The organism is Massilia sp. TWP1-3-3, assembly GCF_049897805.1.
GTDB lineage: Bacteria > Pseudomonadota > Gammaproteobacteria > Burkholderiales > Burkholderiaceae_D > Telluria_A.
Genome location: NZ_JAFCWX010000008.1, coordinates 65,087 through 84,249 on the forward strand (window position 1 = coordinate 65,087; position 19,163 = coordinate 84,249).

Annotated in this window: 13 protein-coding genes; 7 read left to right on the forward strand and 6 right to left on the reverse strand. The window is 66.0% G+C overall.

Going from position 1 to position 19,163, the window contains the following annotated elements:
- Window positions 1-11: 11 nt before the first annotated feature.
- Genes kdgD through ACP7D4_RS09910 form a run of 4 tightly spaced genes read left to right on the forward strand, consistent with a single transcriptional unit; the run spans window position 12 to window position 4,800 of the window.
- Window positions 12-923, forward strand: coding sequence for a 5-dehydro-4-deoxyglucarate dehydratase (gene kdgD / locus ACP7D4_RS09895; protein WP_426208896.1), 912 nt, complete (start codon window positions 12-14; stop codon window positions 921-923).
- Window positions 923-2,500, forward strand: a complete 1,578-nt coding sequence (locus ACP7D4_RS09900; RefSeq protein ID WP_426209021.1) for an aldehyde dehydrogenase (NADP(+)) — start codon at window positions 923-925, stop codon at window positions 2,498-2,500. Before kdgD ends, ACP7D4_RS09900 begins: the two co-directional genes overlap by 1 nt.
- Window positions 2,501-2,542: 42 nt before the next feature.
- Window positions 2,543-3,913 (forward strand): MFS transporter, encoded by a 1,371-nt coding sequence (locus tag ACP7D4_RS09905; protein ID WP_426208898.1) that lies wholly within the window; start codon window positions 2,543-2,545, stop codon window positions 3,911-3,913.
- Window positions 3,910-4,800 carry an SMP-30/gluconolactonase/LRE family protein gene (locus tag ACP7D4_RS09910; protein WP_426106074.1) on the forward strand — a complete coding sequence of 297 codons (891 nt, stop codon included), beginning with the start codon at window positions 3,910-3,912 and terminating at the stop codon, window positions 4,798-4,800. The genes ACP7D4_RS09905 and ACP7D4_RS09910 overlap by 4 nt, the downstream gene beginning before the upstream one ends.
- Before the next feature lie 2 nt (window positions 4,801-4,802).
- Here ACP7D4_RS09910 and ACP7D4_RS09915 read toward each other — a convergent pair whose 3' ends face one another.
- A complete protein-coding gene (locus tag ACP7D4_RS09915; protein ID WP_426208900.1) occupies window positions 4,803-6,038 on the reverse strand; it encodes a DUF4861 family protein in 1,236 nt (411 codons plus the stop codon).
- A gap of 13 nt (window positions 6,039-6,051) precedes the next feature.
- On the reverse strand, window positions 6,052-7,464 hold the full coding sequence (locus tag ACP7D4_RS09920) for a glycoside hydrolase family 88/105 protein (protein WP_426208902.1): 1,413 nt from the start codon (window positions 7,462-7,464) through the stop codon (window positions 6,052-6,054).
- A gap of 241 nt (window positions 7,465-7,705) precedes the next feature.
- Here ACP7D4_RS09920 and garD point away from each other — a divergent pair, with 241 nt between their 5' ends.
- From garD to ACP7D4_RS09935, 3 genes are read left to right on the forward strand one after another with little or no spacing between them, the layout of a single operon-like run.
- Entirely contained in the window at window positions 7,706-9,253 is a 1,548-nt protein-coding gene (garD, locus tag ACP7D4_RS09925) for a galactarate dehydratase (RefSeq protein WP_426208904.1), read from the forward strand.
- 30 nt (window positions 9,254-9,283) lie between these two features.
- Window positions 9,284-10,096 carry an NAD-dependent epimerase/dehydratase family protein gene (locus tag ACP7D4_RS09930; protein WP_426208906.1) on the forward strand — a complete coding sequence of 271 codons (813 nt, stop codon included), beginning with the start codon at window positions 9,284-9,286 and terminating at the stop codon, window positions 10,094-10,096.
- Between the two features lie 7 nt (window positions 10,097-10,103).
- Complete coding sequence (locus ACP7D4_RS09935) at window positions 10,104-11,006, forward strand: aldose 1-epimerase (RefSeq protein WP_426208907.1); 903 nt, start codon at window positions 10,104-10,106, stop codon at window positions 11,004-11,006.
- Window positions 11,007-11,087: 81 nt separating this feature from the next.
- On the opposite strand, the gene ACP7D4_RS09940 is transcribed toward ACP7D4_RS09935, so the two are convergent.
- The 4 genes from ACP7D4_RS09940 to ACP7D4_RS09955 form a co-directional block, all read right to left on the reverse strand.
- Complete coding sequence (locus ACP7D4_RS09940; protein WP_426208908.1) at window positions 11,088-14,333, reverse strand: pectinesterase family protein; 3,246 nt, start codon at window positions 14,331-14,333, stop codon at window positions 11,088-11,090.
- Window positions 14,330-15,070 (reverse strand): rhamnogalacturonan acetylesterase, encoded by a 741-nt coding sequence (locus tag ACP7D4_RS09945; protein WP_426208910.1) that lies wholly within the window; start codon window positions 15,068-15,070, stop codon window positions 14,330-14,332. Before ACP7D4_RS09945 ends, ACP7D4_RS09940 begins: the two co-directional genes overlap by 4 nt.
- Window positions 15,071-15,162: 92 nt before the next feature.
- A complete protein-coding gene (locus tag ACP7D4_RS09950; protein ID WP_426106062.1) occupies window positions 15,163-15,861 on the reverse strand; it encodes a FadR/GntR family transcriptional regulator in 699 nt (232 codons plus the stop codon).
- 166 nt (window positions 15,862-16,027) lie between these two features.
- Entirely contained in the window at window positions 16,028-18,961 is a 2,934-nt protein-coding gene (locus ACP7D4_RS09955) for a TonB-dependent receptor domain-containing protein (protein WP_426208911.1), read from the reverse strand.
- Between the last annotated feature and the right edge of the window lie 202 nt (window positions 18,962-19,163).

The window sequence follows — 19,163 nt, forward strand, 5'->3', positions numbered from 1 at the left end:
CTGGAGTTGAAATGCATCCTCAAGAATTGAAACACACCCTGTCCTCCGGCTTGCTTTCCTTCCCGATCACCGACTTCGACGCCAATGGCGACTTTCGCGCCGATACCTACGCGCGCCGCCTGGAGTGGCTCGCGCCCTACGGCGCCAGCGCGCTGTTCGCCGCCGGCGGCACCGGCGAATTTTTTTCGCTCACGCATGCGGAGTACAGCGACGTCGTCAAGGTAGCGGTCGACACCTGCCGCGGCAAGGTGCCGATCCTGGCCGGCGCGGGCGGCCCGACCCGCAGCGCGATTGCCTTCGGCCAGGAAGCCCAGCGTCTCGGCGCACAGGGCGTGCTGCTGCTGCCGCATTACCTGACCGAAGCGAGCCAGGATGGCCTGGTGGCGCACGTCGAACAATTCTGCAAGGCGGTCGACATCGGCGTGGTCGTCTACAACCGCGGCCAGTGCCGCTTGACGCCCGATTCGCTTGCCACGCTGGCCGATCGCTGCCCCAACCTGATCGGCTTCAAGGACGGCATCGGCGACGTCGAACTGATGGTGTCGATCTGGCGCCACATGGGCGACCGTTTCAGCTACCTGGGCGGGCTGCCGACCGCGGAAGTCTATGCGGCTGCCTACAAAGCCCTGGGCGTGCCGGTGTATTCGTCGGCCGTCTTCAATTTCATGCCCAAGCTGGCGATGGACTTCTACCATGCCATTGCCACTGACGACCAGGCCACCAGCAACCGCCTGATCGACGACTTCTTCCTGCCGTACCTGGAAATTCGCAACCGCAAGGCCGGCTACGCGGTCAGTATCGTCAAGGCCGGCGCGCGCCTGGTGGGCTACGACGCCGGCCCGGTGCGCGCGCCGCTGACCGACCTGACCGGGGCCGAATGCGAGATGCTGCAAGCGTTGATCAGCACGCAGGGCCCGCAATGATGGCGTTTGATGGCAGCATGATCATTGCGGGGGCCGCAGTGCGCGGCGCAGCCGGCACGGTGCGCGCGATCGACCCGGCCAGCGGTGCCGAATTGGCGCCGCCTTTCGGGCTGGCCAGTGGCGGCGACGTCGAGCGCGCGTGCACGCTCGCTGACGCCGCATTCGACGCCTACCGCGCCACTTCGCTGGACGAACGGGCCGCCTTTCTGGAAGCGATCGCCCAGGAAATCCTGGACCTGGGACCGCAGCTGATCGAACGCGCGATGCAGGAGAGCGGCTTGCCGCAGGCGCGCCTGGAAGGCGAGCGCGGTCGCACCGTCGGCCAGCTGCGCCTGTTTGCCAAGGTGGTTCGCGACGGCCATTTTTTGGGCGCCACGCTCGATGGCGCGCTGCCTGACCGGGTGCCCGCGCGGCCCGATCTGCGCCTGTGCAAAATTGGCCTCGGTCCCGTGGCCGTATTTGGCGCAAGTAATTTTCCACTGGCGTTCTCGGTCGGCGGCGGCGACACCGCGTCTGCGCTGGCGGCCGGCTGCCCGGTGGTGGTCAAGGCCCACAATGCCCACCTTGGCACGTCCGAGCTGGTGGCGCGCGCCATCGCGCGCGCCGTGGCGTCGTGCCAGCTGCCGGCGGGCGTGTTTTCGATGGTGATCGGCGAAGGGCGCAGCGTGGGCCAGCAACTGGTGGCCCACCCGGCGATCAAGGCGGTCGGTTTTACCGGTTCGCGCCAGGGCGGCATGGCGCTGGTGCGGGTGGCCAATGGGCGCCATGAACCCATTCCCGTGTACGCCGAAATGAGCAGCGTGAACCCGGTGTTCATGCTGCCGCACGCACTGGCGGCCGACAACGGCGAGCTGGCCCAGGGTTTTGTCGATTCGCTGACCATGGGCGCGGGCCAGTTCTGCACCAACCCTGGCATGGTGCTGGCCATTGCCGGCGCCGATACCGACCGCTTTTTCGCGGCGGCCGCCGCCGCGCTGCAGGCCAAGGCCGGCGCCACCATGCTCACGCCCGGCATCCACCAGGCCTACCAGGGCGGCGTGGCGACGCTCGATGCCCTGCAAGGAGTAAGCCGGCTCGCCGCTGGCCAGGCCGGTGCGGGCTCCTGCGCCGCGACCGCAGCCCTGTATGCCTGCGATGCGCTCACCTACATGGCCACGCCGGCGCTGGAAGACGAAGTGTTCGGCCCCTGCTCGCTGCTGGTACGCTGCCACGACCAAGCCGAAATGCTGCAGGTCGCGCAACGCCTCGAAGGGCAGTTGACGGCCACCGTGCATGCGCTCCCTGCCGACCAGGCGCTCGCCGCGCGCCTGCTGCCGGTCCTGGAACGCAAGGCCGGCCGCATCCTGTTCAATGGCTTTCCGACCGGCGTCGAAGTGGCGCATGCGATGGTGCACGGCGGCCCTTTCCCGTCCACTTCGGACAGCCGCAGCACGTCGGTGGGGGCGGGCGCGATCGACCGCTTCCTGCGGCCCGTGTGCTACCAGAACCTGCCGGCGGCGCTGCTGCCGCCCGCGCTGGCCGACGCCAATCCGCTGGGGCTGACCCGCATGCAGGATGGCGTGCCGAGCGCGCCGTAACCTTCCACTCCCGTTGCAAACATAAAATAAAGACGAGACAATATGAAGCAGCAAGGAATGGGCAGTTACCGTTGGACGATCTGCGCGCTGTTATTTTTCGCCACGACCGTCAATTACCTGGACCGCCAGGTCCTGAGCCTGCTGGCGCCCGACCTGTCCAAGCAGTTTGGCTGGTCGAATACGGACTATGCCAACATCACGGCGGTGTTCCAGTTCGTGTACGCGATCTCGATGCTGTTCGCGGGGCGCGTGGTCGATAAACTCGGCACCAAGGCGGCCTTCGTGCTGGCCATTCTTGTCTGGTCGATCGGGGCGGTGATGCATGCCTTCGCGCTCGGCCTGGGCAGCGGCATGGCATCCGTCTTGAACGCGCTGGGCCTGGCGGCAGTGCCGGTATCGATCGCCGGCTTCATGATCGCGCGGGCCGTGCTGGCGCTGGGCGAGGCCGGCAATTTTCCGGCCGCGATCAAAGCCACGGCCGAATACTTCCCCAAAAAAGAGCGTGCCTTCGCCACCGGGATTTTCAATTCAGGCGCCAACGTGGGCGCCGTGCTGGCGCCGATCTGCGTGCCGCTGCTGGCCGCCGTGTGGGGCTGGCAGGCGGCGTTCGTGGCGGTGGGCGCGATCGGCTTTGTCTGGATGGGGCTGTGGATCACGTTCTACGAAAAGCCGGAACAGCAAAAACGCCTATCGAAGGCGGAACTGGCCTACATCACCAGCGACGACGCCCACAGTGGGGCGCTCGCGGGTGCGGCCGGCCTGGCGCTAAGCTGGGTTGCCTTGCTCGCCTATCGCCAGACCTGGGCCTTCGCCTTCGGCAAATTCATGACGGACGGCGTGTGGTGGTTCTTCCTGTTCTGGCTGCCCAAGTACCTGTCGGCGCAGTACGGCATGACGTCGTCCGACATCCAGTTACCGCTTGCCATCCTGTACAGCATGACCATGATCGGCAGCGTGGGCGGCGGCTATTTTCCGACCTATTTCATCAACAAGGGGGCCTCGCCTTACGACGGGCGCATGCGCGCCATGTTCCTCATTGCGCTGTTCCCGCTGGTGGTGCTGCTGGCCCAGCCGTTCGGCTACATCAGCTTCTGGGTGCCGGTCCTGCTGGTGGGCATCGGCACCGCAGCGCACCAGGCCTGGTCGGCCAACTTGTTCACCACCGTGTCCGACATGTTCCCCAAGCGCTCGATCGCTTCGGTGGTTGGCATCGGGGGCATGGCCGGTGGCCTTGGCGGCGTGTTGATCACCAAGATCGGCGGCTGGCTGTTCGATCACTACGGCGCGCTCGGCCAGGTATCGACCGGCTACACCATCATGTTCAGCGGCTGCGCGGTGGCCTATCTGCTGGCCTGGTGCGTGATGAAAACCCTGGTGCCGCGCTACCAGGTGATTACCGAGCCGTCGGCATGAAGGGCGGCGTGCGCATCGAGCGGATAGAGGCACCACGCTGCACGGTGGGCGAATCGCCGCTCTGGGTCGTGGCCGAGCAGGCCTGGTACTGGGTCGATATCGTGGAGCGCACCATCTGGCGCTGGAATCCGGCCAGCGGCGCCATCGCCAACTGGAACACGCCCCAGATGGTGGCATGCCTGGCCGCCCGCAGCGGCGGCGGCCTGGTGGCCGGCATGCAAAGCGGTTTGTTTGCCCTGGGCTTGGGCGACGCCGGCCTGCTCAGGGCCGCGGTGCTGGCCCGCCCTGTTGGAATCGAGGAGGGCATGCGCTTTAACGATGGGCGGTGCGACCGCCAGGGGCGTTTCTGGAGCGGCACCATGGTCATGGACATGGCGCAGGGCAGGGCCGAGGGCAAGTTGTACCGTCTGGACGCAGCCGCCCTGGAAGGGCCTTTTGTGTCAGGCCTGATGGTGCAGAACGGCCTGGCGTTTGCGCCCGACGGGCGCACCATGTACTTGTCCGACTCGCATCCGCAGGTCCAGAAAATATGGGCGTTCGACTATGATCCGGACAGTGGCGAGCCTTCGCGCCAGCGCCTGTTCGTCGATATGCTTGACCATCCCGGGCGGCCCGACGGCGCCGCGGTCGATGCCGACGGCTGCTACTGGATCTGCGGAAACGACGCCGGCTGCATCTTGCGGTTCACCCCGGACGGGCGGCTGGACCGCAGAATCGACGTGCCGATGGCCAAACCGTCCATGTGCAGCTTTGGCGGACCGGCTCTCGACACCATGCTGGTGACTTCGATCAGTGCCGGCCAGAGTCCGGACGACGCGTGGGCCGGCGCCACCATCGCCTTCAGGCCCGGCGTGCAGGGCTTGCCCGAGGTGCCCTGCGTCGCTTGAGCTCAAGGCTTGTCCGTCGCCGCGCCCGCGCTCAGCGACAGACGCAACGGATTGGCCACGCGCGCAGCCAGCGTGGCGATCTCGGCGTTCCATTGCTGGGAAGTGGCGATGCGCCCGGCTTTGGACCAGGCCGCGCCGACGTAATAGCGCAGCGGCCGGCCGGAAGCGACGCTGGCCAGCACCAGTTCATTGAGCCCGTCTTGCGCATAGGCGCTCGCACCCGGCAGCATGATGGCCGTGCCAAAGGCGCCATTGCCGGCCTGCTCAACCCATTGCATCAAGGCGCCACGCGCCGGGTCGCGCGTAATCGCAATCTGCGGCTGCTGGCCCTTGCCGGCGGGGTTCTTGTTCAGTCCTATCGCCACCGTCAGCGCCGCAGGTCCGGCAAACGTAAAGGTGCTGTCGACGCGGTCGAACTGGTGGCCGGCGTCGACCGTGAAGCGTTTGACTTCCGAGACTGCGACCCCGCCGGCGTCCCAGCTGTCGTAGCTCAGCTCGAAAATCGCGCGCACCGGGCCGTTGGCGAGCACCTTCCAGGATGCGTAGTTGACGCTCGTGTAGAGCTGCTTGCCGTCCCACACACCGCTGCCGCCGCAACCGCGCGACTGGCCGACGTTGTACATGTCCATGCCTTCGCCTTCGTCCTTGTGGTAGTGGTCATGTCCCTTGTTGTACCAGCGGTCCACGATCGGATAGCTGACCCGCTTGAACCAGATATCGAGCCCGCTGGTGACCAGTACTTCCTTGGTCACGCCGGGCGGGGCGGGCGCTGCCAGCGCGCGGCCGTACGTGCGGTGCGCCACCAGGTCGTTCTCCCAGGCGAAGTCGTCGAGCCGCTCCTGGACGTAGCGTGCCGTGACCGCGGCTTGAAACACGGGCGCGAGCGACTCGGTTTTTTCGACCGTGAAGCTGGCGCTTTTTTCACCCGCCGCAAAACTGTACTGGAAAATCAGTTCGCCATAGGCGGCGCCGATATTGCGCGGGTCCTTGGCCTGGGGCAGGACATTGGTGACCTGGTGCGCCAGTACGCGCCCGGCCCGGTCGCGCACGGCCAGGTGCTGGATCAGCGCGCCGGGCAGGGCGCGGTTCACTTCCGTCCACGGGACGCTGATGGTTTCGGACGCGCGCGCAATGGCCAGGTCGTGGCTGGCGTCGATGCGCAGCTGTTCGGCCGCATGGGACGCCGATGCGGCACCCAGCACGCCCGATACGGCGAGGAAAAGCATGGTTGGTTTCATGTGAGGCTCCGGCTTAGTGGTGTTCGCGGTAATCGGTGCTGCCGCCCTTGGGCACGTAGTGATAGGTGCGCACCTTGTACTCGATGTCGAAGGCTGGATTTTTCAGCAACTTGATCATCTCGGCGCCGGCCAGCAGCGTGGGGCCGTAGCCGTGCAGCGCATGCACGCTGGTGGGGCGGTGGTAGTAATAAGTCTGGTCGCCGGCGAGCGTAGTGCCAACGCAGGTGCCTTCAACCTGGCCCTTGGCGTTGATGCGCGCCGACAGGCCGGCCCACCCGGCCTGGGCGATCGCGCCGTAGGTCACGGGACTGATCCAGCCCTGGTTGATCGCATGCGCCAGGCCATACGTGAACATGGCGCTGGCCGAGCTTTCCAGGTAGGAGTCGTTGCGGTCGACCATCTGGTGCCACAGTCCCGCACCCGACTGCAGCTCTGCGACGCCACGCAAGGTGGCGCGCAGCTGGGCCAGCACCGGTGCGTAGCCGGGATGGGTTTTGGGCAGCACGTCAAGCAGGTCGGACATGGACAGCACGGCCCAGCCGTTGGCGCGCGCCCAGTAAAACCGGGGCGCGTCCGGGTGGTTGGCGTTCCAGCCGTGGGTATAGATGCCTTTCTGCTTGTCGAACATATAGGCCGACATCTGCAGCACGTTTTTTACCGCGTCGTCGAAGTACGCGCTCTTGCCGCTCATGCGGCCCAGTTCCGCGAGCGCGGGCACGCCCATGTACATGTCGTCGGCCCACAGCGACGACGCCTGCGGGCGCTTGCGCGCCATCGTACCGTCGGCGAGCCCGTACTGGCCAGCCGCCACCCACTGGCCGCAGACGGCGATCTGGGCCGACAGGTCGGGGCCAATGCCCGCTGCCCGCGCGCGCATCATGGCCGCGCACATGGCGCCGGCGTCGTCGAGCGAACGCGGATCGATGAAGCGCGAAAAACTGTTGGCGCGCCCCAGCTTGAACTTCCGTTCCTGGGCCCGGAAGTACGGGAGCCGGTCAGCGAAAAAGGCCAGGTGGCGCGCCGTCATGTCGGTGAAGCGGCGCTCGCCCGTGACCTCGGCCGCGCGCATCAGGCCCGCATGCACCACGCCCATTTCATAGACTTGCAGGCCGAAGTCGCCATCGCTCGCTTGCACGATGGCCTCGGCCACGGGCGTACTGAAGTCGGTGATCTCGGCGCCGTTATCCTTGCGCACCACGCGCGAGGGCGTCGCCGCGTCGAGGTAAGCGCGGATGCGGTGCAGCGCCGCGCCGATCTCTGCCGCGTCAGGTTTTTTATAGGGGATCGGGTAGCTGCCTTCGCCCAGGTCTTGCGCGTTCTTGTTGTCCGGGTTGCGGTACGGGCCTTCGGCGCGGGCCGGTCCAGCGACAGCGAGTACAGTCAGGCAGGCCAGCGCGGCGAGCAGTTTGCTTGGGGTGGGTGTCACGGTGTCTCCGGTAAGGTATGGGACGGCAAGCTGTTGCGCATTATCGGCCATTTCCACGGGCCAGAATGCCATTCGTGTCAGGCCGAAACCACGATTTGGTCGGTCCATTGTATTTTGGTTGGACCAAAATAGCAATGTGGACTAGCCAATCGCGACGCATATGTGGCATACTGGATGAACGGTCGCAAGCCTTGGTGCGGCGGCCGCCACACGGTATGACGAGGCGTTGACGACGATGATGATGACGATGAAAAATGACCAGGCACGCTATATCCGCATGCATGAGAACGACAATGTCGCCATTGTCGCCAACGATGGCGGCCTGGGCGCCGGTGCCGTGTTTGCGGACGGCCTGGCCCTGGTCGAGGCGGTACCCCAGGGGCACAAGGTCGCGCTGCACGACCTGGCCGAGGGCGATGCGGTGGTGCGCTACAACGTCACCATCGGCTACGCCAGTTGCGCCATTGCGCGCGGCGCCTGGGTGTCCGAGCGGGTGCTGCGCATGCCGCCGGCGCGCGCGCTAAGCGACCTGCCCGTGGCCACCCGCCTGGCGCCACCCGCCGCGCCGCTCGAGGGCTACACCTTCCAGGGCTACCGCAATGCCGACGGCAGCGTCGGCACGCGCAATATCCTGGCCATCACCACCACCGTGCAATGTGTCTCGGGCGTGGTCGATTTTGCGGTCCGGCGCATCAAGGAAGAACTGCTGCCGCGCTTTCCAAATGTGGACGACGTCATTGGCATCGAGCACAGCTACGGTTGCGGCGTGGCGATCGACGCTCCCGGCGCCGAAGTTCCGATCCGCACCCTGCGCAATATCAGCAAGAACCCCAATTTTGGCGGCGCGGTCATGGTGGTGAGCCTCGGCTGCGAAAAGCTGCCGCCGGCACGCCTGTTCCCGGCCGGCGCAATTGCCATCGGTGCGGCTGTGCCGTCCGTGGTGTGCCTGCAAGACCAGCAGCACGTGGGCTTTGACGCCATGATCGCCGCCATCGTCAGCACGGCCGAAGGCCATCTGCGGCAACTGGACGCGCGTCGCCGCGAAACCTGTCCCGCCTCGGAACTGGTGGTCGGCGTGCAGTGCGGCGGCAGCGACGCGTTTTCCGGCGTGACGGCCAATCCGGCTGTCGGCTTTGTCACCGACCTGCTGGTGCGCGCCGGCGCCACCGTCATGTTCTCGGAAGTGACCGAGGTGCGCGACGGGATCGACCAATTGACCGCGCGCGCCGCCAACGCCGACGTGGCCGCGGCCATGGTGCGCGAGATGCAGTGGTATGACGATTACCTGCTGCGGGGCGGCGTCGACCGCAGCGCCAACACCACGCCGGGCAACAAGGCGGGCGGCTTGTCGAATATCGTCGAAAAGGCCATGGGCTCGATCGTCAAGTCGGGCACCTCGCCCATCGTGGGGGTGCTTGCGCCAGGCGAAAAACTCACCCGCAAGGGCTTGATCTACGCCGCCACCCCGGCCAGCGATTTTATCTGCGGCACGCTGCAGCTGGCGGCCGGCATGAACCTGCACGTTTTCACGACCGGGCGCGGCACGCCCTACGGGCTGGCCGCCGTACCGGTTATCAAGGTGGCCACGCGCGACGAGCTGGCGCGCCGCTGGCATGACCTGATGGACGTCAATGCCGGGCGCATCGCCAGCGGCAGCGCGACGATCGAAGACGTGGGCTGGGAAATGTTTAAGCTGATGCTGGAAGTAGCTAGCGGGCGCAAGACCTGGGCCGAGCACCACAAGCTGCATAACGCGCTGGTGCTGTTCAACCCGGCCCCGGTCACGTGACCGGAACACTATCTGAACCAAGGAGACAACATGACGCAGGCAACCCCCTTTAAACGTATTCTTCTGACCGGCGCTGCCGGCGGCCTGGGCAAGGTGCTGCGCGAGCGTATCAAACCCTGGGCCGAAGTGATTCGCCTGAGCGACCTGGCCGACCTTGGCGTTGCCGGCGAAGGCGAGGAAATCGTGCAGTGCGACCTGGCCGACAAGGCGGCCGTGCTGGCCCTGATGGAAGGTGTGGACGCCGTGCTGCACTTCGGCGGCATTTCCACCGAGGCGCCGTTCGAGGCCATCATGCATGCCAATATCCTGGGCGTCGCCAACCTGTACGAAGCGGTCCACAAGGCCGGCGTCAAGCGCGTTGTGTTCGCCAGCTCGAACCATGCGGTGGGCTACTACCGCACCACCGACATGGTCGATGCCAGCATGCCGACCCGTCCGGACAGCATGTATGGAGTGAGCAAGTGCTTTGGCGAGTCGCTGTCGCGCTACTATTACGACCGCTTTGGGATCGAGACCGTTTGCCTGCGCATCGGATCGAGCTTTCCGGAGCCGCTCAACCGGCGCATGCTGACCACGTATTTCAGCTACGATGACCTGGTCGAAAGCCTGCGCTGCTGCCTGTTCGCGCCGCGCGTGGGGCACACGATCGCCTTTGGCGTCTCTGACAACGACAGCGCCTGGTGGGACAACAAGCACGCCGCCTTCCTGGGCTTTCGGGCCCGCGACAGTGCGCGCCAGTTCGCCGGCAAGTTCCCTGATTCTGCCGACTTCCCGGCGGCCGACGACATCACGGCGACCTACCAGGGCGGCAAGTTCCTGCTCGACGGGCCACAGTACCAATAGGTTCGGCGTGGACGTCGTCTCGCTGCGCAATGCGCACCTGCACGCGCAGGTGCTGCCTGCCATCGGCGGCGCCCTGGCCCGCCTTGACGCGCTGGCCGGCGGCCATCCGTGCACGCTCCTGCGCGCATGCGAACTGCCGGCCGGCGCGCCCGATCCCACGCCCTCGCAGCTGGCATGTTTCCCACTCGTGCCCTGGTCGAACCGGATCGGCGACGGCGGCTTTCACTTTGATGGCCGGCGCATCGACCTGGCGCCCAACCGCGCGGGCGAGCCTTGTCCGATCCATGGCGAAGGCTGGCAACAGCCCTGGCAGGTCGTTTCGCGTTCAGCGACCAGCGTGGCCTTGCTGCTCGACCGGGGCGGGCAATCGCCTTTCTCGTACGTGGCCCGGCTGTGCTATGCCTTGCGCGGGCCGCTGCTCGAAGTGACGCTGGAAGTGCGCAATGACGGCAACTACGCACTGCCGTTCGGCCTGGGGCTGCATCCCTGGCTGCCGCGCACCGAAGGCGTGCTGCTGCGCGCTGCGGCGCGTAGTGTCTGGCGGCGCGGCGAGGATGGCTTGCCCTCCGAGCCGACGGACATTCCGATTGAGTGGGATTTTAGCGGTGCGCGCCCGCTGCCCGAGCAAGCGATTGACAATGTGTTTTCAGGCTGGGATGGCGTGGCCGAGATCTTTTGGCCCGAATCCGCGCAGCGCTTGAAAATTACCGCGGACATGGGCTACTACATCGTCTACACGCGACCGGGCGCGGATTTTTTTTGCTTCGAGCCGGTCGATCACATGATCAATGCGCACAACTTGGAAGGCGGGCCGGTGCGCCATGGATTGAGTGTGCTGGCGCCGGGCCAGTCGCTGACGCGCACGGTTCGGTTTGAAGTTTTGGCCGACCCAATCCGCTACAGGCGGTAGGTCGGATAAGCGCCAGCGTAATCCGACATGCGTCTCGTTGACGCTGTCGGATTGCGCTGTCGCTTATCCGACCTACGCTCCTCACTGATCTGGCGGATTCCATCCCTTGCCGTTGTTGAAGCTGGCGAAGATTTTGGCGCGGCTGCCGAAGCGGGCGGTGCGCGCGGCCGCGTCTAGCACATGGCCGCCGCTGCGCTGCGACAGGTCGAGCGCGGCGCCGGCCAAATCGGTGCTGCCATGTTCGCGCCATCCGTGCGCGGCATCGGCTTGCGCCGGATTGGGCGCCGGCTCGCGTCCAACGCCGGCGCCGGCCCAGCCGCCCGGCGCGATGTGCCGGTCCATGCGGCAGTTGATGAAACTGACGTTGTCCCAGGTTGCGGCGGTGCCCGGACTGCGCGCCAGGTACGTGCTGGCCTCGGGGACCGCATTGCCGGCCGGGCCGGCGCCGTGGGTCAGTACGCTGTCGAGAAACACGAAGCCCGGCTCCGTGGCCGCCACCGTGCGCGCCTGGACGATGTAGCCGCCGGACGCCTGGTTGGCGCTGTCGCCGAGCGAGCGGATTTCGCTCTGTTCGAACAGGGCGGCCCGGTTGGCGCCCCAGATGAAGTCGACGTTGCCGGCGACCAGGGTGCGGTAGAACCAGGCGTAGCCCTTCAACTGCAGCGTATCCTGTTCGCTGAAAAATCGCGCGTCGCGCGCGACCAGGCGGCCGGCGTCGCTGTTGAAGTAGATGGTCTCGGCCTGCCCCGAACGGCTGTAGCGGCGCTCGCTGTCGTTGCGCAGCGTGAGCGAGGCAAGCGTGAGCAGGTCCAGCTCTTCGGCCAGCAACAGTGCGCGGCCCCCGCCGATGCCGGGTGTGCCGGGCGTGGCGCTGGCGCCTGAACCCGCATGCATGCCTTCATTGTTGGTGGCGTGGATGACGACGCCGTCGGCGCTCTCGCCGCGCAGCGTCACGCGGTCGCGGGCGCGCAAAAACAGCAATTCCTCGTAGCTGCCGTTGCGAATGGCGATGGTCAGCGGCGCGGCCTTCGGATAGCGCGCCATGGCGTGGTCGAGCGCCCCTTGCACAGTACGAAAGTCGGCCGGGCCGTCGTCGTCAACCACCAGGCGGGCAGGAGAGCCCATGTCCTTGCGGGTGCGAAACGACCAGCGGCCCACCGCATGCTTGAACACGCCCGCACCAATGATGACCAGGTACTCGGTGTCGTAGCCGAGCACGCCCGCGTGCAGGGCAATGTAGGCGCTGCGTTGGGAAATGCGGATCGGATCGCTCCGCACGTAGCGATGCCGCTCCGCTTTTGGCGGCCCAATCCTGGCGACTTCTTCCCCGGGGCGAATAATGTCGACCAGGGCCATGTCGCGCTTGCGGTAAATGCGCACCGATCCGGCCTCGCCGAGTACCGGCGGGGCGGCAAAGGTTAGGCGCAACGGCGTGTCGACCGGCACGCCGCGCGCGCCAGGTGGCGGAAACACCACGGGCGCGGGCAACTGCGCCGGCGGTTTGCCGAAGCGCGGGCCCACCTTGACGCTGAACCAGGTTTGCAGTGCCGGATCGGTCGGGCTGCTCAGAAGGACATCAGTCTCGCCCGGGCTGACCGGCACCACCGTAACGCCGGAAGCACTGACGGTGACGCTGGCCACGCGCGGATTATCCGAGCGCGCCGAAAAGGCGACGGGCGTGGCGCCGTCGCCGCCAAGGGCACTGACCGGCACCGTCAGCGGGCCGTCGCCGGCTTGGGCGCGCAGCACGTCGGCCACGCCCGAGAGGGCAAGGCGGGCCGGCTTGTCAGCCGCCGCGCCAGAGCTGGCCTGGTCGATCTGAAAGGCATTGCCCTGGCTATAAAAGCCTACTTGCGTGCCGCCGTGCGCGAAGCGCGCATCGTTCACCGTGCCGAGCTTTTCGCCATTCAGGTAGACCGTCAGCGCACTGCCTGCCAGCTCGACGCGCAACAGGTCGGGCCGGCGGTCGGGCGCTGCAAACCGGCGCAGCTGCTTTACGCGCGTCAGCACGCCGTCCTGCATGCGCATGACGTTCACTTCAAGCACACCGTCGGCCAGCGCCAGGCCAGCGCCCGACCAGTTGCCCGCTTGCTGGCGTCCAAGCAGCACCAGCTGGCCATTCCCGGTAGCTGGCCGCAGGGCGCCGATGCGGGCCTCGATGTGAAAGTCGGGCGTGGCCGGCGCCAGCTGCGAGGTGGCGGGGGCAAGGGCCAACATGGCGCCGTCCGGCATGCTGTCGAATTCCCAGTTGCCGGCGCCGGCATTGGCGAGCACGTGCTGTTTCACTTGCGGCGCCGGGAGCGCGGTGAAGGGGTAGGGCACCTGCCAGGCAGGTGCGGCCGGCAGTGCACATGCGCTCAAGGCTGCGCCATTCAGGGTCGAGCCGGCATCAAGGAAGGAATTACCGGCGCCATGGCTGCGCACCACGTCGGCACAGCCGCGCGCGCCATCGATCTCGTAGACATTGGCCTGGGCGATGATGTCGGCCTCCTTGCCCACGCCCACGCTGTACTGGTGCGGATAGGCCGCATGGCGGCGCGCGCCGACGTGATAGTTGTTGTACAGGTGCACCTGGCCGAAGCGCACCCGGGGCGCCCGGCTGGAGACAAACTCGAACAGGTTGTTGCTGAAGGTGACGTGCAGGCGCCCGCGGTCGTCGCTGGCATTGTCGCTTGAACCGATAAGCGAATTTTTTTCGTGCAGCGCGAAACGGTTGTACGACACCGTGACCAGGTCCGCACCGTGGCTGATGTCGAGCGCGCCGTCATGGCACTGCTTGGGCATGCCGTTTTCAAGCGGCGCCAATTGGTCGCCGTGCGGCGCGTCCGTAAAGCTGTTGTGGTCGATCCATACTTTGCGCGAGGCAGACACGGTGATGGCGTCGAACTGCGCGTTCCAGTGACCCTTGGGGCCATCTTCCGGATCCCAGAGCGGGTCCACGTCGCACGGGTTGCGCAAATTCAGCTTGCGGATGATGACGTTGCTGACCTTGTCCAGCACCAGGCTAGCGTGCAGCAGGCCGGAACCGCTGCCGGCGCCGGTCAGCGTGGTATTGCTGGGAACGCGCAGGGTGCCGCGTTGTTGCTGGTCGGCGCGGCTGGCAAACGGCTTGCCATCGCGCATGTCGATGATGCCTGCCACTTCAATCACGCGCGCGCCTCCAGCCAGCGCCGCGCGCAACTCGGCCGCACTGCTGACCGTCAGCGCGGCTACCGCGCCGCCGCCGCTGGTGCCGCCGTCTTGGCCGGCCCAGCCGTCGGCAAGCTGGGCCCGCGCCGGTACGCTGCACAGCAGGACCGCCGCAGCCAGCGCGCGCAGAGCGCTCATAACGGGCGCAGCGAGGCTGCCAGTGCCGGGTGCAGGCGCACCAGGTCGCGCAGCACGATGCCGGAAAACAGTACGGCGCCCTTGGGGCCGACATGGGTGTAGTCAAAGGCGCTCTTGCGCCCGTCGGGCAGCGCTTGTTGCGTGGCAGGTTCCTGGGCCAGGGTGTCGGCTTGCGCCGGGCCCATCGCCTGGACCGCCGCGGCGCTGTACTTGTACAGGTCGAGCAGGTCGGCCTGTTGCTGGCGCGCGATGGTGCGCACCGCTGCCGACCATGGCGCCAGGTCGTCGTGCAGCCACGGACCGCGAAAGCTGCGGCGCGTGAGGGGCGTGACCAAAATCGGCACCGCGCCCAGCGCGCGCGTCTCGCTCACGTAGCGCGCCAGATTGGCGGGATACTGGGTGACCAGGTCGGTGGACCGGCCCGGTTTGCCCGGCTGGTCGTTATGCCCGAACTGGATCAGCACGTAGGTGGCGCTGTAGGGGGCGCCCGCGCGCAACTGCTCCTGCACGGTGTTCCACAAGCCTTCGGCGCGGAAGCTGCCGCTGCTGCGCCCGCCGCGCGCCAGGTTGACGCAGGCCACGCCGGGCAGCAAGCGCGCGCACAGCGCCTCGCCATAACCGGTGCGCGGGGCCATGGTGGAGTCGCCCACCAGGATCACGCGGGCCGGCAGAAGTGGCGCGGCCAGCGCGCCAGCCGCGCTGGCGCACAGCGACAGAAAAAATGCGAAACGAAGCATTGTGCTCTCCTTCAGATTGATGGGCGAATGTCCAGACCGATTCTAATGCGGTTGGACCAGTTGCGCAATCTGGATGAGCCAATTCTCCGGTATTAGCCTCGCGAAAACGTGCGTGTGACCCGTTCGAGGTGGGCCCGCATGGCTTGGCGCGCGCCGCTGACGTCGTGGGCGGCAATCGCTTCAAGGATGGCGCGATGGTCGTTCAGGGTATTGGTGCGCAATTCTTCGGTCTGGAAATGTTCCTTGAGCTTGTGCCACAGGCTGCCGCGCTGATTCCACAGGTAATCGATGACGCCCACCATGGCGCTGTTGCCGGTGGCCCTGGCGATGGCCAGATGGAAGTTGCGGTCGGCCTGTTCGTTGGCGCTGCGGTCGTCGTGGTGCTTTTCCATTTCCAGCACGGCCAGCAAAATGGCGTCGATGGCCGAATCGGTCGCCATCTTGGCCGCCAGCGCCGCCACTTCGGCCTCGATCATGCGGCGCGCGGCCAGCACTTCAAACGGGCCCGGACCTATCTCCACCACGGGCGCGAGCGCTGCGGCCTGCTCGCTGACATACACGCCCGAGCCGCCCCGCACTTCGATGAAGCCGCCAAGTTCGAGGGCAATAAGCGCTTCGCGCAGCGACGTGCGGCTTACGCTTAGTTTGAGCGCCAGGTCGCGTTCGGACGGCAGGCGCTCGCCCGGGCCGATGTTTTCTTCTTCGATCAGGGCCTGGATCCGGCTGGCGACGACCCGGTACAGGCGCGGCTCGGCATGGTTCGCCTCTGGTGCTGCGGTAGTTTTTTTCATTGCGGGTGGGGGCGGCGTAGGCAGGGATGGAGATAAGCGATTTTAGGTTGGTCTGGCCAATCTGGCAAGGCGGTCGCGCCGCCTGCGACGTTTGGCAGCGTGGCCTTGCCAAAAAACAAGCGGACCCCGCAAGGAGCCCGCCGTCACACTGCACTACCAGTCGAGCTTAAAACTTGTACTCGACCGAGACGCGAAAGACACGGCCCATCATGTCGGCCAGGCTGGTGACGTAGCCGCCCGGATACAGGCTGTTCGCGGTCAGCGACGGGTATGCTTCGTTGATGTTGTTCACGCCGGCCGAGATCGTGGTGTGCTTGATGCCGCTGTATTTGACGTTCACATTGAACTGGCTGTACGCATCGATCTTGGTCAGCTTGGAACCGGTGCGCGGGGTCAGGTCGGTCAGCGAGGAATTGTAGCGCTGCGACAGGCTGGCGCGCCATGCACCGTAGGCGTAGCCGATCGAGGCCGTGTGTTTCCAGCGTGGGTTAATCTGCGGCAGGCCCGCCAGGCCCGAGTTCGGCCCCGCACTGCCATAGCGCCCGTCGTTGGTCACCACGCCAACGTTCTGGAGCCACACGCCATCCTTTTCGGCCTGGAACTCGTACTTGTGATACCAGGTGCCGTCGAGCTGGGCGTCGAAGTTGCCAAAGCTCGTCTGGGGAAAGCGGTAGCGGGCCGACAGGTCGGTGCCGCGGATGCGGGTCTGCCCGCGGTTGGCCTGGCTGGCCACGATGTGGTCGATCGTGCCGTCGCTGGCGCGCACGAAGTTGCCCGCATACTTGACCGGGTTTTGCTGGATCTCGGCAATGGCTACGGCGCCCAGGACGTCGCGCAGGCTCAAGCCCCAGTAGTCGAGCGTGATGGACAGGTTCTTCATTGGCTCAAGCGCAAAGCCGTACGAAAAACCGCGCGATTTCTCGGGCTTGAGGAAGGTGTTGTTGGGCGACTTGGTCCAGTACGAGGTCGATACATTGCAGACCTGCTCGGCGCTGTAGCCCGCGGCCGGGGTGCCGGTGGCAGGCACGGTTGGCTGCGCACTCGGGCACAGGACCGGGTCGTCCATCAGCTGGGTGCGCACTTCGGGCGTCGGGTTCTGGATATCCATGATGGACGGCGCGCGAAAACCCGTCGACAGCGAGCCGCGTAGTACAAGCGAGGCGGCGGGCTGCCAGCGCACGGCCAGCTTCGGATTGACCGTGCTCTGGTCCAGGTCCTTGTAGCGGTCGGCGCGCACGGCGGCGTTGACCAGCAAGGTCGGCGTGACCGGCATGTCGATTTCGAGCATCAGCGAGGTAATATCGCGGGTCAGCTTTTTGGCCACGCCTTGCGGCACCTCGCCCACCAGGTCGCTCTGCACTACGTTGCCCGTGGCGTCGATGTTGTAGCTGCCGTCGGCCTTGCGCAGCACGTAGTCGAGCGGGGCATTGAAGGTGCGGGCCGAATCGCGCCGCCATTCGCCCGACACCGCCAGCACCGCGTCGCCGCCGCCCAGCTTGAAGACGGGACGGGTCAGCGTCACATCCACGCTCTGGTTGTAGGCCTTGTTCAGGCGATAGGTGTAGTCTTCGGCCTGGATGCTGCGCAGGTATTCGGCGCCGGCCTCGTCCTGCAGGCCGAAGGGATTGAGGATGCCCTTGTCGAAGCCTTGCTGGGCTTTGCTGTACAAAATGTAGCCTTCGCCGGCCTGCGTGTCGCGCTCGGAACGGCCGTAGTTCAGGCCGGTGCGGTAGTCCCATCCCAGTACGCTGCCTTCCGCGGTCAGCACGATGCGCTCGTTGGTCTGCTCGTCGTTGCGGTAGGCGGAGCCAAGCTCGGCCGGACCCCACTGGAAGAAGACGGTGCGGTTGTTCAGGTTCAGGTCGCTGACGGTTCCCGGCGTGCGGGCCGGATCGATGTACATGGCCGGCGTGTTGGCGCCGGTATTGCTGCCCACGACCTTGACCGGCGCGGTGATGCCCTTGCCCGGATAAAAGCGGCTGGTGGATGGCAGCGAATAGGTCGTGAAGGGCTGGTTGGCGTTTGGAATTTGCAAGCCGCGGTACTTTTGCACGTTGAAGTTGCTGTGCAAGATATCCAGGTCGATCTTGTGGCCGCCCGCCAGATTCATGCTGGCGCGGGCGGCGATGTTGGTGATCTCGCTGCCGTCGGTGACCGCCGTCCAGTGCAGCGCGTCGCGGGCGCAGCCAGGGGCGTACACAGGCGGCGTGTTGGCGCTCGCCGCACCCAGCACCGGGATCGTGTAAGGCGCCACGCAGCCGGAGGCAAAGGCCGGATTGTAGTTGGCGTTGGCGGCACGGGTAAAACCGAAGTTGGCAATCGGGGAGGGATTGCGCGCATCGGGCAACAGGCCCAGGCCGAGGGAGCGCAGCACGGCCGGGTCGTGCTGTTCAAGCCGGTCCTTCTGAAACAGGGCCGACTTGGACTGGTGGTCGACCGCCAAATAAGCGTTCCAGCGGTCCTGGGCCAGGTCGCCGATACCGACAATGGCGCCGATGCTCCTGGTCTGGCCGCCGCCATCCTGTTGCGGGGTCGCATATTCGGCCTTGACCGTGGCGCCCTTGTAGCCGCGCTTGGTGATGAAGTTCTGGACGCCGCCAATGGCGTCGGCGCCGTAGGTTGAAGCGGCGCCGCCGTTGAGCGTTTCGATGCGCTCGAGCGCCGTGCGCGGGATCACGTTGACCGACACATACTGGTCTTGCAGCGGCTCGTTGGCAAGACGGCGTCCGTTGAGCAGCGTCAGGGTACGCATCGGGCCCAGGCCGCGCAGATTGGTCACGGGGCCGGCAGCGCCCGTATTGGTGCCCAGCGACAGCGACTGTGGCTGCTCGAGCACGAAGTCTTTCAGCTCAAGGTTGCCGCGCGCTTCCAGTTCGCTGGCCTTGATCGTCGACAGCGGCGTGGCGCCTTCGTTGGCGATGCGGCGGATCAGCGAGCCGGTGACCACGACGGCCTGCAAGGGTTCGGCTTGTACGGCCGCTTGCACGGCGGCCTTTGCGACAGTCTGGGCGTGGGCCGGCATGGCCAGTTGCAGCATGGCCGAAGCCACGGCGACGGCCATGACCGCAGGTTTGATCTCGGATGGGCGTGAACGGTGCATCTTGTCTCCTCATGGTTGTGATCACAATTGGCATGATCACTTTTTTTGTTTGATTGGACCAAATACTAAACTGGTCAGACCAATCAAACAAGCAAAATGTTGCGCAAACGTTGTTGTTTTGCCAGCGTCCTGCAACGACAGTGGCTGGTCCAGATTGCTATTTTGGTCCAGCCAAAATACAATGACTGAAGAGTAGCGGATG

Coding starts and splice junctions, on each gene's coding strand:
- ACP7D4_RS09950 (WP_426106062.1), bottom strand. CDS start 15,861: ATGAAAAAAACTACCGCAGCACCAGAGGCGAACCATGCCGAGCCGCGC.
- ACP7D4_RS09905 (WP_426208898.1), top strand. CDS start 2,543: ATGAAGCAGCAAGGAATGGGCAGTTACCGTTGGACGATCTGCGCGCTG.
- kdgD (WP_426208896.1), top strand. CDS start 12: ATGCATCCTCAAGAATTGAAACACACCCTGTCCTCCGGCTTGCTTTCC.
- ACP7D4_RS09955 (WP_426208911.1), bottom strand. CDS start 18,961: ATGCACCGTTCACGCCCATCCGAGATCAAACCTGCGGTCATGGCCGTC.
- ACP7D4_RS09910 (WP_426106074.1), top strand. CDS start 3,910: ATGAAGGGCGGCGTGCGCATCGAGCGGATAGAGGCACCACGCTGCACG.
- ACP7D4_RS09940 (WP_426208908.1), bottom strand. CDS start 14,333: ATGAGCGCTCTGCGCGCGCTGGCTGCGGCGGTCCTGCTGTGCAGCGTA.
- ACP7D4_RS09930 (WP_426208906.1), top strand. CDS start 9,284: ATGACGCAGGCAACCCCCTTTAAACGTATTCTTCTGACCGGCGCTGCC.
- garD (WP_426208904.1), top strand. CDS start 7,706: ATGACGATGAAAAATGACCAGGCACGCTATATCCGCATGCATGAGAAC.
- ACP7D4_RS09900 (WP_426209021.1), top strand. CDS start 923: ATGGCGTTTGATGGCAGCATGATCATTGCGGGGGCCGCAGTGCGCGGC.
- ACP7D4_RS09945 (WP_426208910.1), bottom strand. CDS start 15,070: ATGCTTCGTTTCGCATTTTTTCTGTCGCTGTGCGCCAGCGCGGCTGGC.
- ACP7D4_RS09915 (WP_426208900.1), bottom strand. CDS start 6,038: ATGAAACCAACCATGCTTTTCCTCGCCGTATCGGGCGTGCTGGGTGCC.